Source organism: Liberiplasma polymorphum (genome assembly GCF_043951795.1).
Lineage (GTDB): Bacteria > Bacillota_I > Bacilli_A > Izemoplasmatales > Izemoplasmataceae > Liberiplasma > Liberiplasma polymorphum.
Window position 1 is genome coordinate 1 of record NZ_JBIOAG010000008.1, and the last position, 17239, is coordinate 17239.

The following is a 17239-nucleotide window of genomic DNA, read 5'->3' on the forward strand; positions in this document are numbered from 1 at the left end:
TTTAAAAGCCCCCTTCTTTCTTGGTTATTATTTTACCAAGTGACTGTGACTTCGTTCAATGCGTCCATCCGTTGACGCTTACAAATAACTAGTAACCCCATACTCATTGTTATAATGGCTTGATCAATTCTACTACCTTCAGAAAAAACATGGATGAATAATAACCCATGAATAGAAAAAGCTAATAGATAAAGTGTAATCCAAAACGTTTTTACTTTAAACATCTTATCACTCCGATATATATAAACGATTATTGCATTTATTTTAACATTAAATCCTAAGCTAATTTAAGGATATTGTTTCTTACTTAAATAAAGATACTTTAGATGGTTGCATCTATAGTTCAATTACATACCTAGAGTTTGCTATAGGAAGCGCTGTTGTCAATATACCTATAGTATGCTAAACTTACTTTGGAAGGGAAGGGACGATTATGAGTATTTCTTGACTCATTTTTTCTTTTAAAAAACCAGAAGGGATTAGTTATTTTATGAAAAAATTACTTGTTTTATTTACACTTATGTTTGTCATTACGTTATCGGGATGCCAAAACAAATTAGAAAAAGCTTTTAACACTATGGAAGAAGTTGAGTCATACCGTATGGATATGACAATAAGCAATGTGCCTTTGTTTGGAACACTCACATTTACGTTTAAAGTAGATGGGGATTTGAGTTACACAAGCAATCCACTTGGTGGAGAAGGGACTTATACTAAAACCGTTGATGGAGAAGAATATGACTATATCCTTCAAACGAATGGAACTTATGTTTTATCAGATACCCCTAATGAGACAAATGATGAATTAAATAGTATTTTGTTAGATGATTTGAATTACGATGATTTCGAAGAAACTAGTAAAGGTGTTTGGGAACTAACTAAAGAACGTATATATTTAAATGATGAAGAAACTGAATATATGAAAGATGTTGTTATTATATTAAATGCGGACGGATATATTGATACCATAACGTTTTCAATGGTTTCAGATGGTATGAATGTTGATGTAGAAATTGACATTAGTGGGTATAATAATACTACGGTACAACTACCCGAGTGATGAAGAGAAGAGTCCTTCAATTTGAAGGATTTTTTTATGTTAAAAATATCCTTAATAACCTAATAAAAAGATGCAACTCCCGTTGCATCTCAATAGTTATAGTGAATTGTTTTTTAATGTACTTAAACGTTCATTTAGCGTGCTGATACGTTCTTTATCTAATAAGAGTACAACTAGATCTGGTTTTTTTGAGGTTGGATTTGTAAACCTTAAGGTAACTCTTTTTAGTTTATAGATAAAATAAAATTGATGGTCTATTACAACGCTTTTATATGATGCGGCTGGATAATCATGGATGATTTCATTATTTCTTAGCACTTTAATGCTATCATCAATTTCAACTGAGAGCTGCTTATATTTTCTGAATTGGTGTCTATAATAAATGTTTGAAAATAACATCCCAAAAATCATCATAATAACGATATTTATAAACGCATTTTCGTTAGGAGCCATTTTCCAACTGGTTGGATCAAATAGATAAAATACAAGTGCAAGGATCCCACCTGTAAATGCACCAGATAAGATGACGAGTATAATTTTTTTAATGATGGATAGTTGGACCGTGTAAATAGTATTGGTTACCATAAATAGTGGACTGGGTCTTTAATATAAGCATCATAGATATCTTTAACCGCATCCATTTCTTCTTCAGTTAATGCTCTAAAAAGTGAGGCTTCTGCGTTTGATATAACCTGTTTAGCGTTACTTGCCCCAGGAATCACCGTACTGACGGCATCAAACATTAAACAATATTTTAACGCATAAGGAACTAAGTTTTTCGTATCAAATAAGCCTTTTAGTTTTTCTACAGCTGTAAGGCCTAACTCATAATCAACACCTGAGAAGGTTTCACCTTTATCAAAGGCAGCCCCATCTCTATTAAAGGTTCTATGATCGTCTTTATTAAATGTGGTATCTTTTGTGAATTTACCAGTGAGTAAGCCACTTGCAAGTGGCACTCTAACAATAATCCCAACGTCTTTTTCTTTGGCTTTTTTAAAGAAAGTTTCCATTGGACGTAACCTAAACATATTGAATATAATTTCAATCGCACTTACGTTTGGATATTCTAAGGCTTTTAGTCCTTCTTCAATACGTTCTACACTGACCCCGTAATGGTTTATTTTTTGTTCTTCAATGAGTTCATCTAACACTTTAAAGAGTTCGGGCATATAGTAAACGTCCGTTGGCGGACAGTGAAGTAACACCATATCTAAAGTTTCTACTTGCATGTTTTCTCTTGAATCATCAATGAACTTTCTAATGTTTGCTTCATTAAACCCTTCTTTTACGTGAGGGTTTAATCTTCTCCCTGCTTTTGTAATCACAAAAGGTTTATGCTCTAGTGGTTTAATAAATTCACCAATCGTTTTTTCACTTAATCCGCCTTGATAAACATCAGCTGTATCAAAACAGTTGATGTGATAATCCACGGCTGTTTGTAAGGTTTTTAATGCTTCTTCTTTATCAAATGGGGCTCCCCATTTACCGCCTAATTGCCAAGTTCCTAAACTAATCTCAGAAACCATCACATCGGTTTTTCCTAAACGTCTATTATTCATTATTTACTCCTTTCTTTTCTTACGCACTTTCTCTAAAGACAAGTTCGTATGGGACGATAATGCTTAGTTTTAAATCTCTTTCGTTTTTCATTTGTTCAATCAGTAATCTTATTGCCATAACCCCCATAAACTCTGAATAGATTTTTACAGTGGATAAAGATGGCGATGTATACTGAAGGGTTGGAATATCATTGACACTAAAGATTTCAATGTCTTTAGGAATCTTTAAACGATGTTCTTGGATGACGCGGCACGCGCCAAGTGCGATGGAGTCATTCCCACAAAAAATCGCTGTAGGTAAATTGTCATGATTCATTTTAATTAAATCATTCGCAAGCTTATACCCACTTTCAATCGAATAATCGCCTACTTTAAAATATTTAGAATTAAATTGGTTATGTTGGTACATAATTTCTTGGAATTCTAATTCTCTTGGGTCAATATGCCTTGCCTTTGTAACAGGCACAACTTCTTGACCCCCAATATACCCAATTTTCTTATGTCCTTTTTTGATTAAATAATTTAAAACATCTTTGGTTAACGCTCTAAAATCAGTGTGAACTGAATCGTATTTAAAGCGCATATCTTTAGTATGAGCATAAACAATATTATCATAAAGTGACTCAATAAAATCTAAGGTTTCATCACAGAATCTTCCTAAAATAATAATCCCGTGATACTTTTGTGAAGCGAGTGTTTTTTTGAGATTGTTATCGTTATAAATGATTTCAAAATCTAAATCATTTTCTAAACACTCATGTTGCATCCCCATTCTAATCGAAATAAAATAAGGGTCATTGATTTCTTGTTCAATGGTATACCAGTGAACAATCCCGATCAATTTCTTATTGGCTTTTGTTGGGGACTTATGACGATGTTTTGTATACGCAAGTTTTTCAGCAACTTCAAAGATTTTCTTTTTAGTTTTTGATGTAACTTGAATTGAATCATCATTATTTAATACTCTAGATACCGTTGCCGGTGAGACGTTTGCAAGTTTTGCAATATCACGAATGGTTGGCATAATAATCACCTCATGACACTATTATAGCATAGTTAGTAACGTTTATTAATGAAAATGTTTTGTTTAGTAAACATAATTTTTATGAAAACGTTTCATTAAGGGTTAATTTTACTTATTTATAATAATTATAATAAAATAAAATTTAGTCGAAATCGTTATAACGCCTATATATAGTCATTAAAGCCGTTTATTGTGTTTAGTAAATAAAATTATTTTATGCTTGTTTGTTTACTAAATATTTGATAAACTATAAGCAAGTAAACGATTACATTATGAAATGAGCGTGGAAAATATGAAAAAATATACAATCGGTGTTGATTTTGGCACCTTATCTGGTCGCAGTGTATTAATCGACATTGAAAATGGTGATGTGCTTGCATCAAGTGTCCATGAATATAAAAACAAAGTCATTACAGATTATTTACCTAATACGGATATTAAACTAGGGTTTGATTATGCCTTACAAGACCCAAATGATTATTTAGATGTATTAAAAGAAACGATTCCTTCTTTATTAAAAGAAACCTCAGTAAGTAAAGATCAAATCATTGGATTATCGATTGACTTTACTGCTTGTACGGTTGTAGCCGTAGATAAAAATAACACACCTATGTGTTTTAATAAAGATCATAAAGATAATCCGCACGCATGGATTAAGTTATGGAAACACCATGCCGCACAACCTTATGCGGATGAACTAAATGCGTTAGCGCATAAAGAAAACACTTCTTGGATTAACCACTATGGTGGTAAAATTTCTAGTGAGTGGTTGTTTCCTAAAGTGCTTCAAGTATTAAGAGAAGATTATCCATTATATCAGAAGATTGATAACTTCTTAGAAGCAACTGACTGGGTCACTTCACAGTTAACTGGTCATGTTATTAGAAATACGTGTACACTTGGGTATAAAGCAATTTATCATCATGAAGAAGGCTTTCCTAGTAAAGATTTCTTTAAGAAGTTAGACCCAAGAATGGAAAATATTATTGAAGAAAAAATTAAAGGCACCTTTAAAGATGTTGGAGAATTAGCAGGTACATTAACCCCTGAATGGGCAAAACTATTAGGCTTATCAGAACATACTGCCATTGCCGTTGGCAACGTCGATGCGCATGTTAGCGCACCCGCTGTTAATGTGACTAAAGAAGGTCAAATGTTAATGATTATGGGGACTTCTACTTGTGATATCTTACTTGGTAAAGAAGAAAAAAAAGTTCCTGGAATGTGCGGGGTTGTATTAAACGGGGCTATACCTGGTTATTACGCTTATGAATCAGGACAATCAGCGGTTGGTGATATATTTGCTTGGTTTACTGATCATTATATTTCAAAAGAAGTTGAAGACGCTGCCTTAAAAAACACCCAATCTATTCATGACTATTTAGAAGCTAAAGCAAGTAAACTACGTGTTGGTGAATCAGGACTCCTTGCCTTAGACTGGTTTGGCGGAAACAGGTCGATTCTTGTAGATGCCGATGTAAGTGGGTTAATCCTTGGGATTACTTTACAAACAAAACCTGAAGAAATTTACCGGGCTTTAATCGAATCGACAGCTTTTGGTAAAAAGATAATTATTGATAACTTTGAAGATAACGGGGTTAAAGTTGATGAACTCTATGTTTGTGGGGGATTACCTAATAAAAATAAACTTCTCCTTCAAATTTATGCAGATGTATTAAACCGTCCCATTAAAATGGCAGATTCAGAACACACCCCAGCCTTAGGTGCTGCGATGTTTGCAAGTGTTGCAGCCCGTGATAAGGGCGGTCATAAAGACATCTTTACTGCCGCACAAAAGATGGCTAAGGTTAAAGATGAAGTCATTTATCCAAATAAAGAAAATGTCCTTAAGTATCAAAACATTTATCAAGAATTCCAAATCCTTCATGATTATTTTGGAATCGGTGTAAACAATGTGATGAAACGTCTTAAGAAGATGAAAGGTTAGATGAAAATGATGAAAAAATACAGATTTTGGTTAGTCGTTGGAACGCAACATCTTTATGGTGAGTCAATCTTTAAAACGATTGAAACGCGTGCACTAGAAGTTGCGAAAACGTTAAACGATGCCGTTCAACCTTTCGCAAGTGTTGAGTTTAAGCAGTTAGTTAAAACAACTGATGAAGCAACTGCGTTATTTAAAGAAGTCAATGAAGATGACGAGGTAACTGGCGTAATCACATGGATGCACACCTTTAGTCCTTCAAAGATGTGGATCAGAGGATTATCGATTGCAAATAAACCGATACTCCATTTACATACGCAGGTTAATAAAGAAATCCCTTGGGATGAAATCGATATGGATTTCATGAACTTAAATCAAGCAGCGCACGGAGACCGTGAACATGGATTTATTTATACAAGAATGCAAAAACAAAGAAAAGTGATTTCAGGGCATTATACAAATAAACAGGTGTTAGAACGTATTAAAAAATGGACTAAAAGTGCCGCAGGCGTTTATGAATCTAAAAAGTTAAATGTTGCTAGATTTGGTGATAATATGCGTTATGTCGCCGTAACTGAAGGCAATAAAGTTGATGCAGAAATTAAGTTTGGCTGGAGTATTAATACGTACGGGATTGGGGATTTAGCGCGCGCAGTTGAGGCGATAAATCAAAATGAACTGCGTGAACAAATGCTTAAATATGAAGCGCGTTATCAAATTAATACGGATTATTTAGAAGCGATTAAATACCAGGCACAAATTGAAGTTGCTTTAAGAAAGTTTTTAGATGAAAGAAACGCTAAAGCTTTTACTACTACTTTCGAAGATTTACACGGATTAAAACAACTCCCAGGACTTGCCGTACAAGATTTAATGCTTGAAGGCTATGGCTTTGGGGCTGAGGGTGATTGGAAGACTGCAGCAATGCTAAGACTCATGAAACTCATGTCAAGTGATTCCGGATTAGGCAATTCATTTATGGAAGACTATACTTATCACTTAGAAGAAGACAATGAATTAGTCCTTGGTGCCCATATGTTAGAAGTGTGTCCTTCCATCGCAGAAGGTAAACCAGTGATTGAAGTTCACGAACTTGGTATTGGGGGTAAAAACGCCCCAGCCCGTGCAATATTTGATGCAAAAAGCGGGAAAGCCATTCAAGTTACGCTGGTTGATTTAGGGCATAGATACCGTATGATTGTGAGTGATTGTGAAGCGATTAAACCGTTAAAAGATATGCCTAAACTCCCAGTCGCTAGAGCAATGTGGTCATTAAAGCCTTCATTTAGTGTTGCGACTGAGGCGTGGTTAATATCTGGTGGGGCGCACCATACTGTAATGAGTTATGATCTAGACGCTGAAATCTTAAGAGACTTCGCAGAAATGTTAAATATTGAATTTATCCATATTAATGAACAAACTAATATCACGGCATTAAAACAAGAACTATTATGGAACCAAAGCGCTTATCAAACGATAAAGTAGGTGGTTAGATGCTAGAAGCATTAAAAGAACAAGTATTTAAAGCTAATTTAGATTTAGTAAAATATGAACTAGTTATCTTCACATGGGGTAATGTTTCTGCAATAGATGAATCAGGCAAATACGTCGTCATCAAACCAAGCGGGATTGATTATAGTAACATGCAAGCACGTGATATGGTCGTTGTTGACTTAGAGGGTAATATTATTGAAGGCACCTTAAAACCAAGTAGTGATACATTCACCCATCTTGAAATTTATAAAGCCTTTAAAAGTGTTAAAGCCGTCGTCCATACCCATTCTAAATGGGCAACAATATTCGCTCAAGCGAAAAGGCCAATACCAATCTTTGGCACAACCCATGCAGACTATTTTAATCAAGCTATACCCGTTACAAAGATGATGAGTGAGACAATGATTAAAGAAGATTATGAAAAAAATACTGGAAAAATCATTGTTGATACGTTTAAAGAAAACACGATTAATCCGGTGCATTGTCCAGGCGTCATTGTAAGTGAACACGGTCCATTTACATGGGGAGAAAATCCAAGTGATGCCGTCCATAATGCCGTCGTATTAGAAACCATCGCAGAAATGGCTTATCACACCATGATGATTAGAGAAGATGCCTATGAAATACAAGAAGCATTACTTACAAAGCACTACGAAAGAAAACATGGTAAAAACAAATATTATGGCCAATAGGTATTAACAATTTCAACTAAAGAAATTGTAAAAATATAATACAAAAAATAGAGGAGAAAGAAAAATGAAAAAGATTTTAATTACATTAGCAGTAGCCATTGGAATTTTTACTTTATCAGCATGCGGGACAGCATCAACTCCTGATATAGGAATTTCAATGCCTACAACATCTTCAACCCGTTGGATTTCTGATGGATATTCAATGAAAGAACAATTCGAAGAACTAGGTTATGAAGTTATTTTAGAGTATGCTCAAGATAACATTACCAACCAAGTTGCCCAAATCGAAAACATGATTACACGCGGGGTTAAAGTATTAGTTATCGCTGCAATCGATAACCAATCATTGACAAACGTACTTGCTAAAGCAGCAGACGAAGGCATTTATGTTATCGCTTATGACCGTTTAATCATGAATACTGAAAATGTTGATTACTACGCAACATTTGACAACTTCGGTGTAGGGGTTTTAATGGGTCAAGGAATCGTTGACGGATTAGACCTTGAAAATGAAGCAGGACCATTTAATGTTGAGTTATTCGCAGGATCTCCTGATGATAACAACACATTCTTCTTCTTCAACGGCGCTATGAGTATTTTACAACCTTATATTGACAGTGGTAAACTTGTAGTACGTTCAGGACAAACTGGTGTTACACAAGTCGCAACACTTCGTTGGGACGGACAAGTGGCACAATCAAGAATGGAAAACTTAATTACTTCTTATTATTCAGGTGGCGAAATAGTTCACGCTGTATTATCACCATATGATGGTTTAAGTATTGGAATCATCTCAGCACTTCGTTCAAATGGATACGGACTTGGTTCAAGCGACACCCCAATGCCATATATTACTGGACAAGATGCAGAACAAGCTTCAGTCCAACAAATCATCAATGGTTACCAAAGTTCAACTGTATTTAAAGATACACGTACATTAGCTGGTGTAGCAGTTCAAATGGCTAATGCATTATTAACTGACGGTGAAGTTGAAGTTAATGACACTGACACGTATAATAATGATGTAAAAGATGTTCCTTCATATCTTTTAATTCCAGTATTCGTTGACCTTACTAACTGGCGTGCTGCATTACTTGATACAGGATACTACGTAGAATCAGACTTTAATATTCCAAGTAACTAATTAATAAATTCGTATGGTCGGTTAGTGGCTTAGCCACTAACCGGGTCATATAGAAAGGTTGACTCATATGAATGACTATATTTTAGAAATGAAAAACATCACCAAAGAATTTCCTGGGGTTAAAGCACTCGATCAAGTAAATATTAAAGTAAAACATGGAGAAATCCATGCGCTTTGTGGTGAAAACGGTGCAGGAAAATCAACCTTGATGAAAGTTCTTAGTGGGGTATATCCAATTGGCAATTATGAAGGTGAAATCTTTTATAAGGGCGAACTATGTGCATTTAAAGATATCAAAATGAGTGAAGCACGTGGTATTGGGATCATCCATCAAGAACTTGCATTAATTAAAACATTGTCGATTGCAGAAAATATATTCTTAGGCAATGAAATTGCACGTAAAGGCATCATTAACTGGGACGAAACCTTTCAAAAAACTAAAGCCTTATTAAAAAAAGTTGGGCTAAATGAAAATCCTTCTACGCTCATTAAAGATTTAAGTGTAGGAAAACAACAAATGGTAGAAATTGCCAAAGCATTAAGTAAAGATATTGATTTACTTATTTTAGATGAACCAACAAGTGCCTTAAATGAAGAAGATTCACAAAATCTTTTAAAACTCATTGTAGAGTTAAAAAATCAAGGGGTAACCTCGATTATGATTTCACATAAACTCAATGAAATCGAGCAAATCAGTGATTCATTAACCATTTTACGTGATGGCCAAGCGGTTGACTATATGGACATGGAAAAAGATAAAGTCACCGAAGAACGTATTATTAAAAGCATGGTTGGTAGAGCGATTACTGAGTTATACCCACAGCGTAACGCGAAAAAAGGCGATGTATTATTAGAAGTTAGAAACTGGCATGTCGATCACCCAATGTATGAAAGAAAAGTCATTAATGACGTTAGTATAAAAGTACGCGCAGGAGAAGTTGTTGGAATTGCAGGACTTATGGGGGCAGGACGCACCGAGTTTGCAAGAAGCATCTTCGGCAAATCATATGGTAAAAATATAAAAGGTAAAATCTTTATTCACGGAAAAGAAATTGAATTAAACAACGTACATACTGCCATTAAGCATAATATGGCCTACGTTCCAGAAGACCGTAAAAGTCATGGGTTAATATTAATCAATAGTATTAAACACAATGTTGTATTAGCGAATTTAAACCGTATTAGTACGTCTGGTATTTTAGATGAAAACAAAGAAATCTCTGAAGTTGAAAAACAAGTTCAGGCCTTACAAGTTAAATATTCTAACATTTTACAAGAAGTTAAAAACCTAAGTGGGGGGAACCAACAAAAAGTAGTGCTTAGTAAATGGATGTTTACTGCCCCTGATATTCTCATTTTAGATGAACCAACTAGAGGAATTGATGTTGGAGCTAAATATGAAATATATACCATTATCAATAAGTTAGCTGAGATGGGTAAAGCCGTGATTGTGATTTCCTCAGAGTTACCAGAAGTTATGGGATTAAGCGATCGTATTTACATCATGGCTAAGGGTCAAATTAAAGGAGAACTACATAAAGATAACTTTACGCAAGAAGCAATTATGAAGTTTATCGTATCTGAGAAAGTGGAGGTTGCTGAAGATGGCAAAATTACCAGAAAAATCACCCAATAAATTATTACATTTTTTCCAAACAAACGAAATTTTTCTAATCTTAAGAAAACTATTTAAAGAAAACATTCGTCAATACGGAATGTTCTTAGCCTTAATCATTATTATCATTTACTTCTACTTTGCAACAGGCGGTGTCTCTTTAAGACCGTTAAATGTCAATAATATCATCTTACAAAATGCGCATGTTATCATCTTAGCCGTTGGGATGCTTATTGTTATTTTAACTGGAAACATTGATTTATCCGTTGGTTCAGTCGCCGCGTTTGTTGGGGCGATGGCAGGGATTATGATTGTTAGAAATGATGTACCTTGGCAGTTAGCCCTTGGGATTGCATTATTTTTAGGAATCTTAGCTGGGGCTTGGAACGGGTTTTGGATTGCTTATGTTAAAATACCTGCATTCATCGTCACCTTAGGTGGGATGTTAATCTTTAGAGGGTTAACCTTACTTGTTTTAGAAGGCGTCACCTTAGGCCCTTTTCCAGATGGGTTTAACCGATTAAGTTCAGGGTTTATGCCAGATATTGTAAGTGTTGAAGGATTCCATGTATTAACACTACTAATTGGTATCATCTTTAGTATCTTATATATCCTTTCTTTACTGTTAGCGCGTAAAAAAAGAATTAAGTATAATTTTGATGTATCCCCTTTATGGGTTACCATATTAGGCAGTGTGATTGTTGTTACAGCCATAAACTTATTCACCTTAACGATTGCTAGACATAGAGGATTTCCTAATGTTTCAATTATCTTATTCATTACAATCATTGTTTATGCATTCATCACTAAAAAAACGACCATTGGTAGACATGTATATGCTTTAGGCGGAAATGCTGAAGCCGCAAAACTATCTGGGGTTAACACGAGAAGAACGATGTTTTTAGTCTATACGAACATGGGATTTTTAGCCGCGTTAAGCGGGATCGTTTATGCAGCCCGTTTAAATGCTTCAACACCTAAAGCTGGTGAACTCTTTGAACTTGATGCCATTGCTTCTGCTTTCATTGGTGGCGCAAGTGCTGCTGGTGGGGTTGGAACGGTTGTTGGGGCTGTTATTGGTGCTTTAGTTATGGGGGTTATCAATAACGGTATGAGTTTACTCGGTCTTGGAATCGATTGGCAACAAGTAGTTAAAGGACTTGTCTTACTCCTTGCGGTATGGTTTGATATCGCAACTAAAAATAGAGCGAAATAATTTCTTCTTCCTTCATATTCATTATAAAAAAACACATGTCCACCCATGTGTTTTTTTATTTTAACCTAATCTTATACACTTAATAACTAAGGGATAGCCACATCTAAAATCATTGAACTTCCTACGATTAAATTAAATAGTGGGTAACCTAAACTTGCATCATATGCGACATCATTTCTTATATAAAATAACGGTGGCTAAGAAGCCAAAATATAAGACAACTGTATAAACACTAATGCGCTCCATAACCCCAAAATAATCAGGGGAGCAAAATGTCATCAATATTGGAGAGGCTATCAATAAAGTTAGGGCAATAAGGGTGACGATCTTGTAAATTGGATTTTTAAAGGCAATAGAAAGTAAAATCAAGGCCATTAACGTAAGCCCCACAACAAAACCCGTTATAACCATATGCATAATATCTTTAAATGTTCCCGCATACCCTGATTCTGATAATGGAAATAAAGCATATCCAACTGCAGAAATCATTATCATAAGTGAAAATAGTAAAATGCCTACTCTTAGTAACTTACTAGGATACTTCCAACTATAAAAGATAAAAGCCCCCACAACAATAACACTTAAAAATCCATACAAATTGCTAAATATTCGTGTAATGTGTTTAACCGGTGAATCCTCAGCGGTTAAATCACTAATGGCTTGAGATAAAGGATTATAACCCTCATAAAGGATGGTCCCAATCCACACATGTAAAAAATAAGCCGTAATAGCGATTATAGCTAATAGATAAAAAATAAATTTCCGATTACTTATATGCATACGTTTTGCCTCAATTCATGGAACTTAAAGTTTAAAAGCCATCGTGGCTTTTATGGCTGTTTGCCAACCCTTAAGCAATTTACTTCTTGTATTTGCATCCATCGACGGGGTGAATGTTTTCCCAATGACCCAGTGTTTAGCAATATCTTCTTTAGATGCCCAAAACTCAACCGCTAATCCTGCTAAATATGCAGCCCCTAATGCGGTTGTTTCTTGAACGATAGGGCGTTCTACAGAAACCCCTAATATATCACTTTGAAATTGCATTAAAAAGTCATTGCCAACCGTGCCACCATCTACACGGAGTTTTTTTAACTCGATTCCAGAATCTTTATTCATGGTTGTTAAAACATCATAAGATTGATACGCAATTGCTTCTAAGGTTGCACGGGCTAATTGTTCTTTTTTAGTTCCACGGGTTATCCCAAACAAAGCCCCTCTTACTTCACTATCCCAGTAAGGGGTTCCTAGTCCTACAAAGGCAGGAACTAGATATACGCCCTCATTAGATTCAAGCGTTTCAGCCAGCGTTTCAGTTTCTTTTGCATGGCTAATGATCTTTAACCCGTCTCTTAACCATTGCACAGCACTTCCAGCAACAAAGATACTACCTTCTAATGCATATTCAACCTTCCCATCAATGCCCCAAGCAATCGTTGTGAGTAAGCCGTTTTCAGATTTAACGGCTTCAGAGCCTGTATTCATTAACATAAAACACCCTGTCCCATACGTGTTTTTAGCCATGCCTTTTTCAAAACAGGCTTGACCAAATAAAGCAGCTTGTTGGTCTCCTGCCACCCCAGATATTGGCACTTCTTCTCCTGAGAAATGATAACTCACTGTTTTGCCGTAAATATGAGAAGACGGTTTTACCTCAGGTAACATAGAAAGTGGTACCCCTAAAATATCTAGTAATGCTTCATCCCATTTTAATTCAAAAATATTATACATTAACGTCCTAGACGCATTTGAATAATCCGTAACATGTACTTTCCCTCCGGTTAACTTCCAAATAAGCCAAGTATCAATCGTCCCAAATAATAAGTCCCCTTTAAGTGCTGCACTTTTTGCCCCTTTTACATTATCTAAAATCCATTTTACTTTAGTCCCGCTAAAGTAAGCATCAATTAAAAGGCCTGTTTTACTTCTAAACAAATCATTAAGTCCTTGATCTTTTAACGATTGACAAATATCAGCGGTTTGTCTAGATTGCCAAACAATCGCGTTATAAATAGGTTTACTTGTATGCTTATTCCAAACAACAGTCGTTTCACGTTGATTAGATAACCCAATAGAAGCAATCTCTTTAGCCGATACATTACTCTTAGATAACACCTCAGCCATCACCCCTAATATGGATAACCATATATCATTCGCATCATGTTCAACCCAACCTGGTTTAGGGTAAATCTGTTCAAACTCTTTTTGCGCTACCCCACAAATCGATCCAGATTTATCAAATAAAATCGCTCGTGAAGAAGTCGTTCCTTGATCTAGAGCTAATATATACTTCTTTTCCATAAATATACTTCCCTTCAACTTACACTACTCTTATATTTATCATACCAAATATATACCTAATTATGTCACAAATCCTTATAAAAAATTCATGTCAATGATAGACATGAATTATTTATAAGTTGTAATTAAATGAACACCGTTTAAACTTTAGGGTTTAATGCAATGAACGTATGCGCAAAATCATCCGCATCTTTTTCAATGGCTTGTGCGTAATATTCATCGTCATTATCGTCATTTGGGTTTACATAGTTTTTTAACTCTTCTGCCCATAATGCAATCGTTTCTTTTGAAACAACGTTAGAAAACAATTCTGGATTGTTTGTAGCATCAATTTGAAAGACTCTTCTAGCTTGATGGGCCGCAAAGTAAGCCAAGGTTTCAAATGAAGCAGAATGGTAAAATGATTCGTTTATATAAAGCGTACGTGTTTCTGGGAAATAATTGCCACTAGATGAAGCAACTGGAAATTCCTCACTTCCTGTGACAACTAAATCGATTGGTTCAATGTTTAGTGCTTCGATAGATAATTCCATACAGTATCCAAATAGTTTGTCTCTCATAAAAATCCCTCTTTTCATAGTTGATGTGAATAGTATATACAAAAATAGTCAATATGAAAAGGGGGTAGGGCTGGAAAAAAAACTAAAATGTTTCAACCAGACATGCTTTTAATAGTATATTTTAACGCATGTTTAGCATTTTGTCTATTTTTAAGAATTATCCTCTTTAAAATAAGCCATTTTCAAAACGCTATTAACCTGTTTTTATTTTTTTCACAGTTCAAGCTGGTTTCATACGTTTTATATACAGTTACTCGTATTAATAGGTTTATTTAGATCATAGTCCAACAAAACACTTCTAAATCCTGTTAACTAGGTAATCAGGAAGGATGATTATGATGCACACATTAACTCAAAGTTGTAAAAGTAAACAAAGTTATCAAATTGATTGGCAAGTTAAAGGGTTTGGTTTAAACAAAAAAATTATCGAAACTATCGATCATAAAACAATCAACCCAGATTTAAAAGTAATCAATGTAATGAGTAATAGCAAACACGTCAATGTAACAGGGTTAGCCCTAAGTTTAGCAAGAAGCTATGCACATGCAGGCTTTGACACATTATTATTAGAAGTGAATTTTAGAAACCCCGTATTCCAGACTTATTTTAATTTAAGTCCAAATGCCGGTATTAGTTATTGGATTAAAGATGATATCTTCCCAATTTTACCTCATCAAGAAAACTTAGATATTTTAGCAAGTGGTGCCCCAATGGAAAATGTATCTGCCTTTTTAATTAGTAAAGCGTTTAAAGAAATGCTTTTTAACTTAAAAGGTTTATACGATAAAATCGTTATCGATACCCCAACGCTATCTGAGCATCTTGATGCATTAATCATCAGTGATTATGCCTGTGGAAATATTACAATTCAAGATTAAACTTATAACAATCTAAAATAAATAGCCTCCATTGCGGATTCCGCGATGGAGGCTATTTTGTTATAAGATTTTTTTAATATACGCATCAATTTTATCAGGGCTAGTTGTTGGGGCAAAACGGTGAACAATAACGCCTTCTTTATTGACTAAAAATTTAGCAAAGTTCCACTTAATATTTTTTCCAAATCGTCCTCTTTTTTGCGATTTTAAGTAAGTATATAATGGGGCTTCTGTTTCTCCGTTTACATCAATTTTCGCAAACTGTTTAAAGGTAATCCCAAATCTTCCTGTACACACCGCATGTATTTCTTCGCTTGTCCCTGGCGCTTGGTTATTAAACTGGTTAGAAGGAAAATCTAAGATTTCCAATCCTTGATCTTTATACTTTTCATACAAAGCTTGAAGCCCAGTATACTGAGGGGTTAACCCACACTGTGTTGCAGTATTAACAATAAGTAATACTTTGCCTTTATACGCATTTAGTGACACATCGTTTTCTTTTAAATCTTTTACTTTATAATCATAAATACTCATTTTATCACTTCTTTCATTGTGTGTTAAGTTAACTATAGGTTAACAGCTTTCTTAGGTCAATTAAAATACTATAAATTCAACTAACTATTTAACGCATTAACATAAAAATCATGGATAAGTTGCATTAACGTTTCATTTAATGCTTGAACCTTAAAACGGTCGATGCCTTCATAAAACGTTTGGTTGACCTCGTAAGGAATGTTTTGATTGTATTCATCATACAAAGCTCTATATTCACTATTGATTTCGTTAATATATTCAATGGCCTCATTCGATCTAAATAAATTATTATGTCCGTTTTTCCCGTCTATTGTAGAAACCATCGTAATAACATTTGGATTTGTAATTAAACTATTTCTAGCGATGATTGCACTGCCTGTATAAGAAACCATCTCATCTTGTTCACCGTGAATAATGAATACATGGGCATTCGATTGATTAATCGCATCAATCGCATCATATTTAGCATATTCACCAAAAAGCAAGCGTTGATACATTGCAAGAAATGGTTTTTGAGTGATTGCAAAAAATCCTAACATTTTAGTGGCTTGTTCTAAAATCATATCGTCTGCATTACTAGGGGCTGCCGCAGTTACTACTGCTTTAATGTTATCATTTAAATGAAGGATATTAGCAACCGCATACCCGCCCCAACTGTGACCGAATAATACGAGTTCTAAATCATTGATTGACTCATTTGTTTCAATATAATTTAATGCGGATTCTAAATCAATTAATGATTGAGGAAATCCTTTAGTTGTTTTTCCTTCACTATCAAAACTTCCTGTGGCATCATAACTAAATACTGCCCACCCATTATCTAAAAACCACTTAGTATAGGCTAAGTAACTATCTGCCCCACCGCCAATACCGTGGGCTATAACTACCAAGCCTAAAGCTTCACTGTTTGGATAAATATACCCTTGTAAACTGTTTCCATTTGAATCAAAATTCACTAATGTTCTTTCATAGTCTTCTTCTATATCACTATAACGTATAAACGCATTGATGGTTTCATCATGGCGATTATAGCGTGGAAATGATTGATCATAGGTAATTTTAGTTAAAACTCCTGATACAACGACAAATAGTAATACAATACTTGTTAAAATAATCCCGATCTTTTTCATATAAACTCCTTTATAACTATCCCTTTTTTGAAAGTCATTATAAATAATATCATTAAACAACAAAGTATTCTATATGCTTTAAGG

The 17239-nt window shown here is 34.7% G+C and carries 17 protein-coding genes; 8 read left to right on the forward strand and 9 right to left on the reverse strand.

Annotated features, from left to right (window positions below; all coding sequences use genetic code 11):
• Positions 1 to 32 precede the first annotated feature (32 nt).
• Positions 33 to 224: a hypothetical protein gene (locus tag ACHAJD_RS02850; protein WP_435584350.1), complete on the reverse strand. Its 192-nt coding sequence runs from the start codon at positions 222 to 224 to the stop codon at positions 33 to 35.
• A 266-nt stretch (positions 225 to 490) separates the two neighbouring features.
• Between ACHAJD_RS02850 and ACHAJD_RS02855 the strand changes: the two genes are divergently transcribed.
• Positions 491 to 1060 carry a hypothetical protein gene (locus ACHAJD_RS02855; protein WP_435584351.1) on the forward strand — a complete coding sequence of 190 codons (570 nt, stop codon included), beginning with the start codon at positions 491 to 493 and terminating at the stop codon, positions 1058 to 1060.
• A gap of 96 nt (positions 1061 to 1156) precedes the next feature.
• Here ACHAJD_RS02855 and ACHAJD_RS02860 read toward each other — a convergent pair whose 3' ends face one another.
• Genes ACHAJD_RS02860 through ACHAJD_RS02870 form a run of 3 tightly spaced genes read right to left on the reverse strand, consistent with a single transcriptional unit; the run spans position 1157 to position 3646 of the window.
• Positions 1157 to 1645, reverse strand: coding sequence for a hypothetical protein (locus tag ACHAJD_RS02860; protein WP_435584352.1), 489 nt, complete (start codon positions 1643 to 1645; stop codon positions 1157 to 1159).
• Complete coding sequence (locus ACHAJD_RS02865; RefSeq protein ID WP_435584353.1) at positions 1639 to 2622, reverse strand: aldo/keto reductase; 984 nt, start codon at positions 2620 to 2622, stop codon at positions 1639 to 1641. Before ACHAJD_RS02865 ends, ACHAJD_RS02860 begins: the two co-directional genes overlap by 7 nt.
• 19 nt (positions 2623 to 2641) lie before the next feature.
• Positions 2642 to 3646 carry a LacI family DNA-binding transcriptional regulator gene (locus ACHAJD_RS02870; RefSeq protein ID WP_435584354.1) on the reverse strand — a complete coding sequence of 335 codons (1005 nt, stop codon included), beginning with the start codon at positions 3644 to 3646 and terminating at the stop codon, positions 2642 to 2644.
• Between the two features lie 292 nt (positions 3647 to 3938).
• Here ACHAJD_RS02870 and ACHAJD_RS02875 point away from each other — a divergent pair, with 292 nt between their 5' ends.
• The 6 genes from ACHAJD_RS02875 (at position 3939) to mmsB (ending at position 11752) form a co-directional block, all read left to right on the forward strand.
• Positions 3939 to 5594 (forward strand): ribulokinase, encoded by a 1656-nt coding sequence (locus ACHAJD_RS02875; RefSeq protein ID WP_435584355.1) that lies wholly within the window; start codon positions 3939 to 3941, stop codon positions 5592 to 5594.
• Entirely contained in the window at positions 5595 to 7076 is a 1482-nt protein-coding gene (araA, locus tag ACHAJD_RS02880; protein WP_435584356.1) for an L-arabinose isomerase, read from the forward strand. It begins immediately after the preceding gene.
• An 8-nt stretch (positions 7077 to 7084) separates the two neighbouring features.
• Positions 7085 to 7777: an L-ribulose-5-phosphate 4-epimerase gene (locus ACHAJD_RS02885; protein ID WP_435584357.1), complete on the forward strand. Its 693-nt coding sequence runs from the start codon at positions 7085 to 7087 to the stop codon at positions 7775 to 7777.
• Positions 7778 to 7841: 64 nt separating this feature from the next.
• Entirely contained in the window at positions 7842 to 8921 is a 1080-nt protein-coding gene (gene chvE, locus ACHAJD_RS02890; protein ID WP_435584358.1) for a multiple monosaccharide ABC transporter substrate-binding protein, read from the forward strand.
• A 67-nt stretch (positions 8922 to 8988) separates the two neighbouring features.
• Positions 8989 to 10557, forward strand: a complete 1569-nt coding sequence (gene mmsA, locus ACHAJD_RS02895) for a multiple monosaccharide ABC transporter ATP-binding protein (RefSeq protein WP_435584359.1) — start codon at positions 8989 to 8991, stop codon at positions 10555 to 10557.
• The gene (gene mmsB / locus ACHAJD_RS02900) at positions 10526 to 11752 is read left to right on the forward strand and encodes a multiple monosaccharide ABC transporter permease (protein ID WP_435584360.1); all 1227 of its coding nucleotides are present in this window, start codon (positions 10526 to 10528) and stop codon (positions 11750 to 11752) included. The genes mmsA and mmsB overlap by 32 nt, the downstream gene beginning before the upstream one ends.
• 171 nt (positions 11753 to 11923) lie before the next feature.
• Here the strand turns inward: mmsB and ACHAJD_RS02905 are convergent, their stop codons facing one another.
• From ACHAJD_RS02905 to ACHAJD_RS02915, 3 genes are all read right to left on the reverse strand, one after another.
• Positions 11924 to 12532 (reverse strand): DUF998 domain-containing protein, encoded by a 609-nt coding sequence (locus ACHAJD_RS02905; RefSeq protein WP_435584361.1) that lies wholly within the window; start codon positions 12530 to 12532, stop codon positions 11924 to 11926.
• Between the two features lie 24 nt (positions 12533 to 12556).
• The gene (glpK, locus tag ACHAJD_RS02910) at positions 12557 to 14053 is read right to left on the reverse strand and encodes a glycerol kinase GlpK (RefSeq protein ID WP_435584362.1); all 1497 of its coding nucleotides are present in this window, start codon (positions 14051 to 14053) and stop codon (positions 12557 to 12559) included.
• A gap of 140 nt (positions 14054 to 14193) precedes the next feature.
• On the reverse strand, positions 14194 to 14613 hold the full coding sequence (locus tag ACHAJD_RS02915; RefSeq protein WP_435584363.1) for a hypothetical protein: 420 nt from the start codon (positions 14611 to 14613) through the stop codon (positions 14194 to 14196).
• A 338-nt stretch (positions 14614 to 14951) separates the two neighbouring features.
• Here ACHAJD_RS02915 and ACHAJD_RS02920 point away from each other — a divergent pair, with 338 nt between their 5' ends.
• Positions 14952 to 15491: a P-loop NTPase family protein gene (locus tag ACHAJD_RS02920; protein ID WP_435584364.1), complete on the forward strand. Its 540-nt coding sequence runs from the start codon at positions 14952 to 14954 to the stop codon at positions 15489 to 15491.
• Between the two features lie 60 nt (positions 15492 to 15551).
• Here ACHAJD_RS02920 and ACHAJD_RS02925 read toward each other — a convergent pair whose 3' ends face one another.
• Positions 15552 to 16025, reverse strand: coding sequence for a glutathione peroxidase (locus tag ACHAJD_RS02925; protein WP_435584365.1), 474 nt, complete (start codon positions 16023 to 16025; stop codon positions 15552 to 15554).
• An 80-nt stretch (positions 16026 to 16105) separates the two neighbouring features.
• Entirely contained in the window at positions 16106 to 17155 is a 1050-nt protein-coding gene (locus ACHAJD_RS02930; protein WP_435584366.1) for an alpha/beta hydrolase family protein, read from the reverse strand.
• Positions 17156 to 17239: the final 84 nt, after the last annotated feature.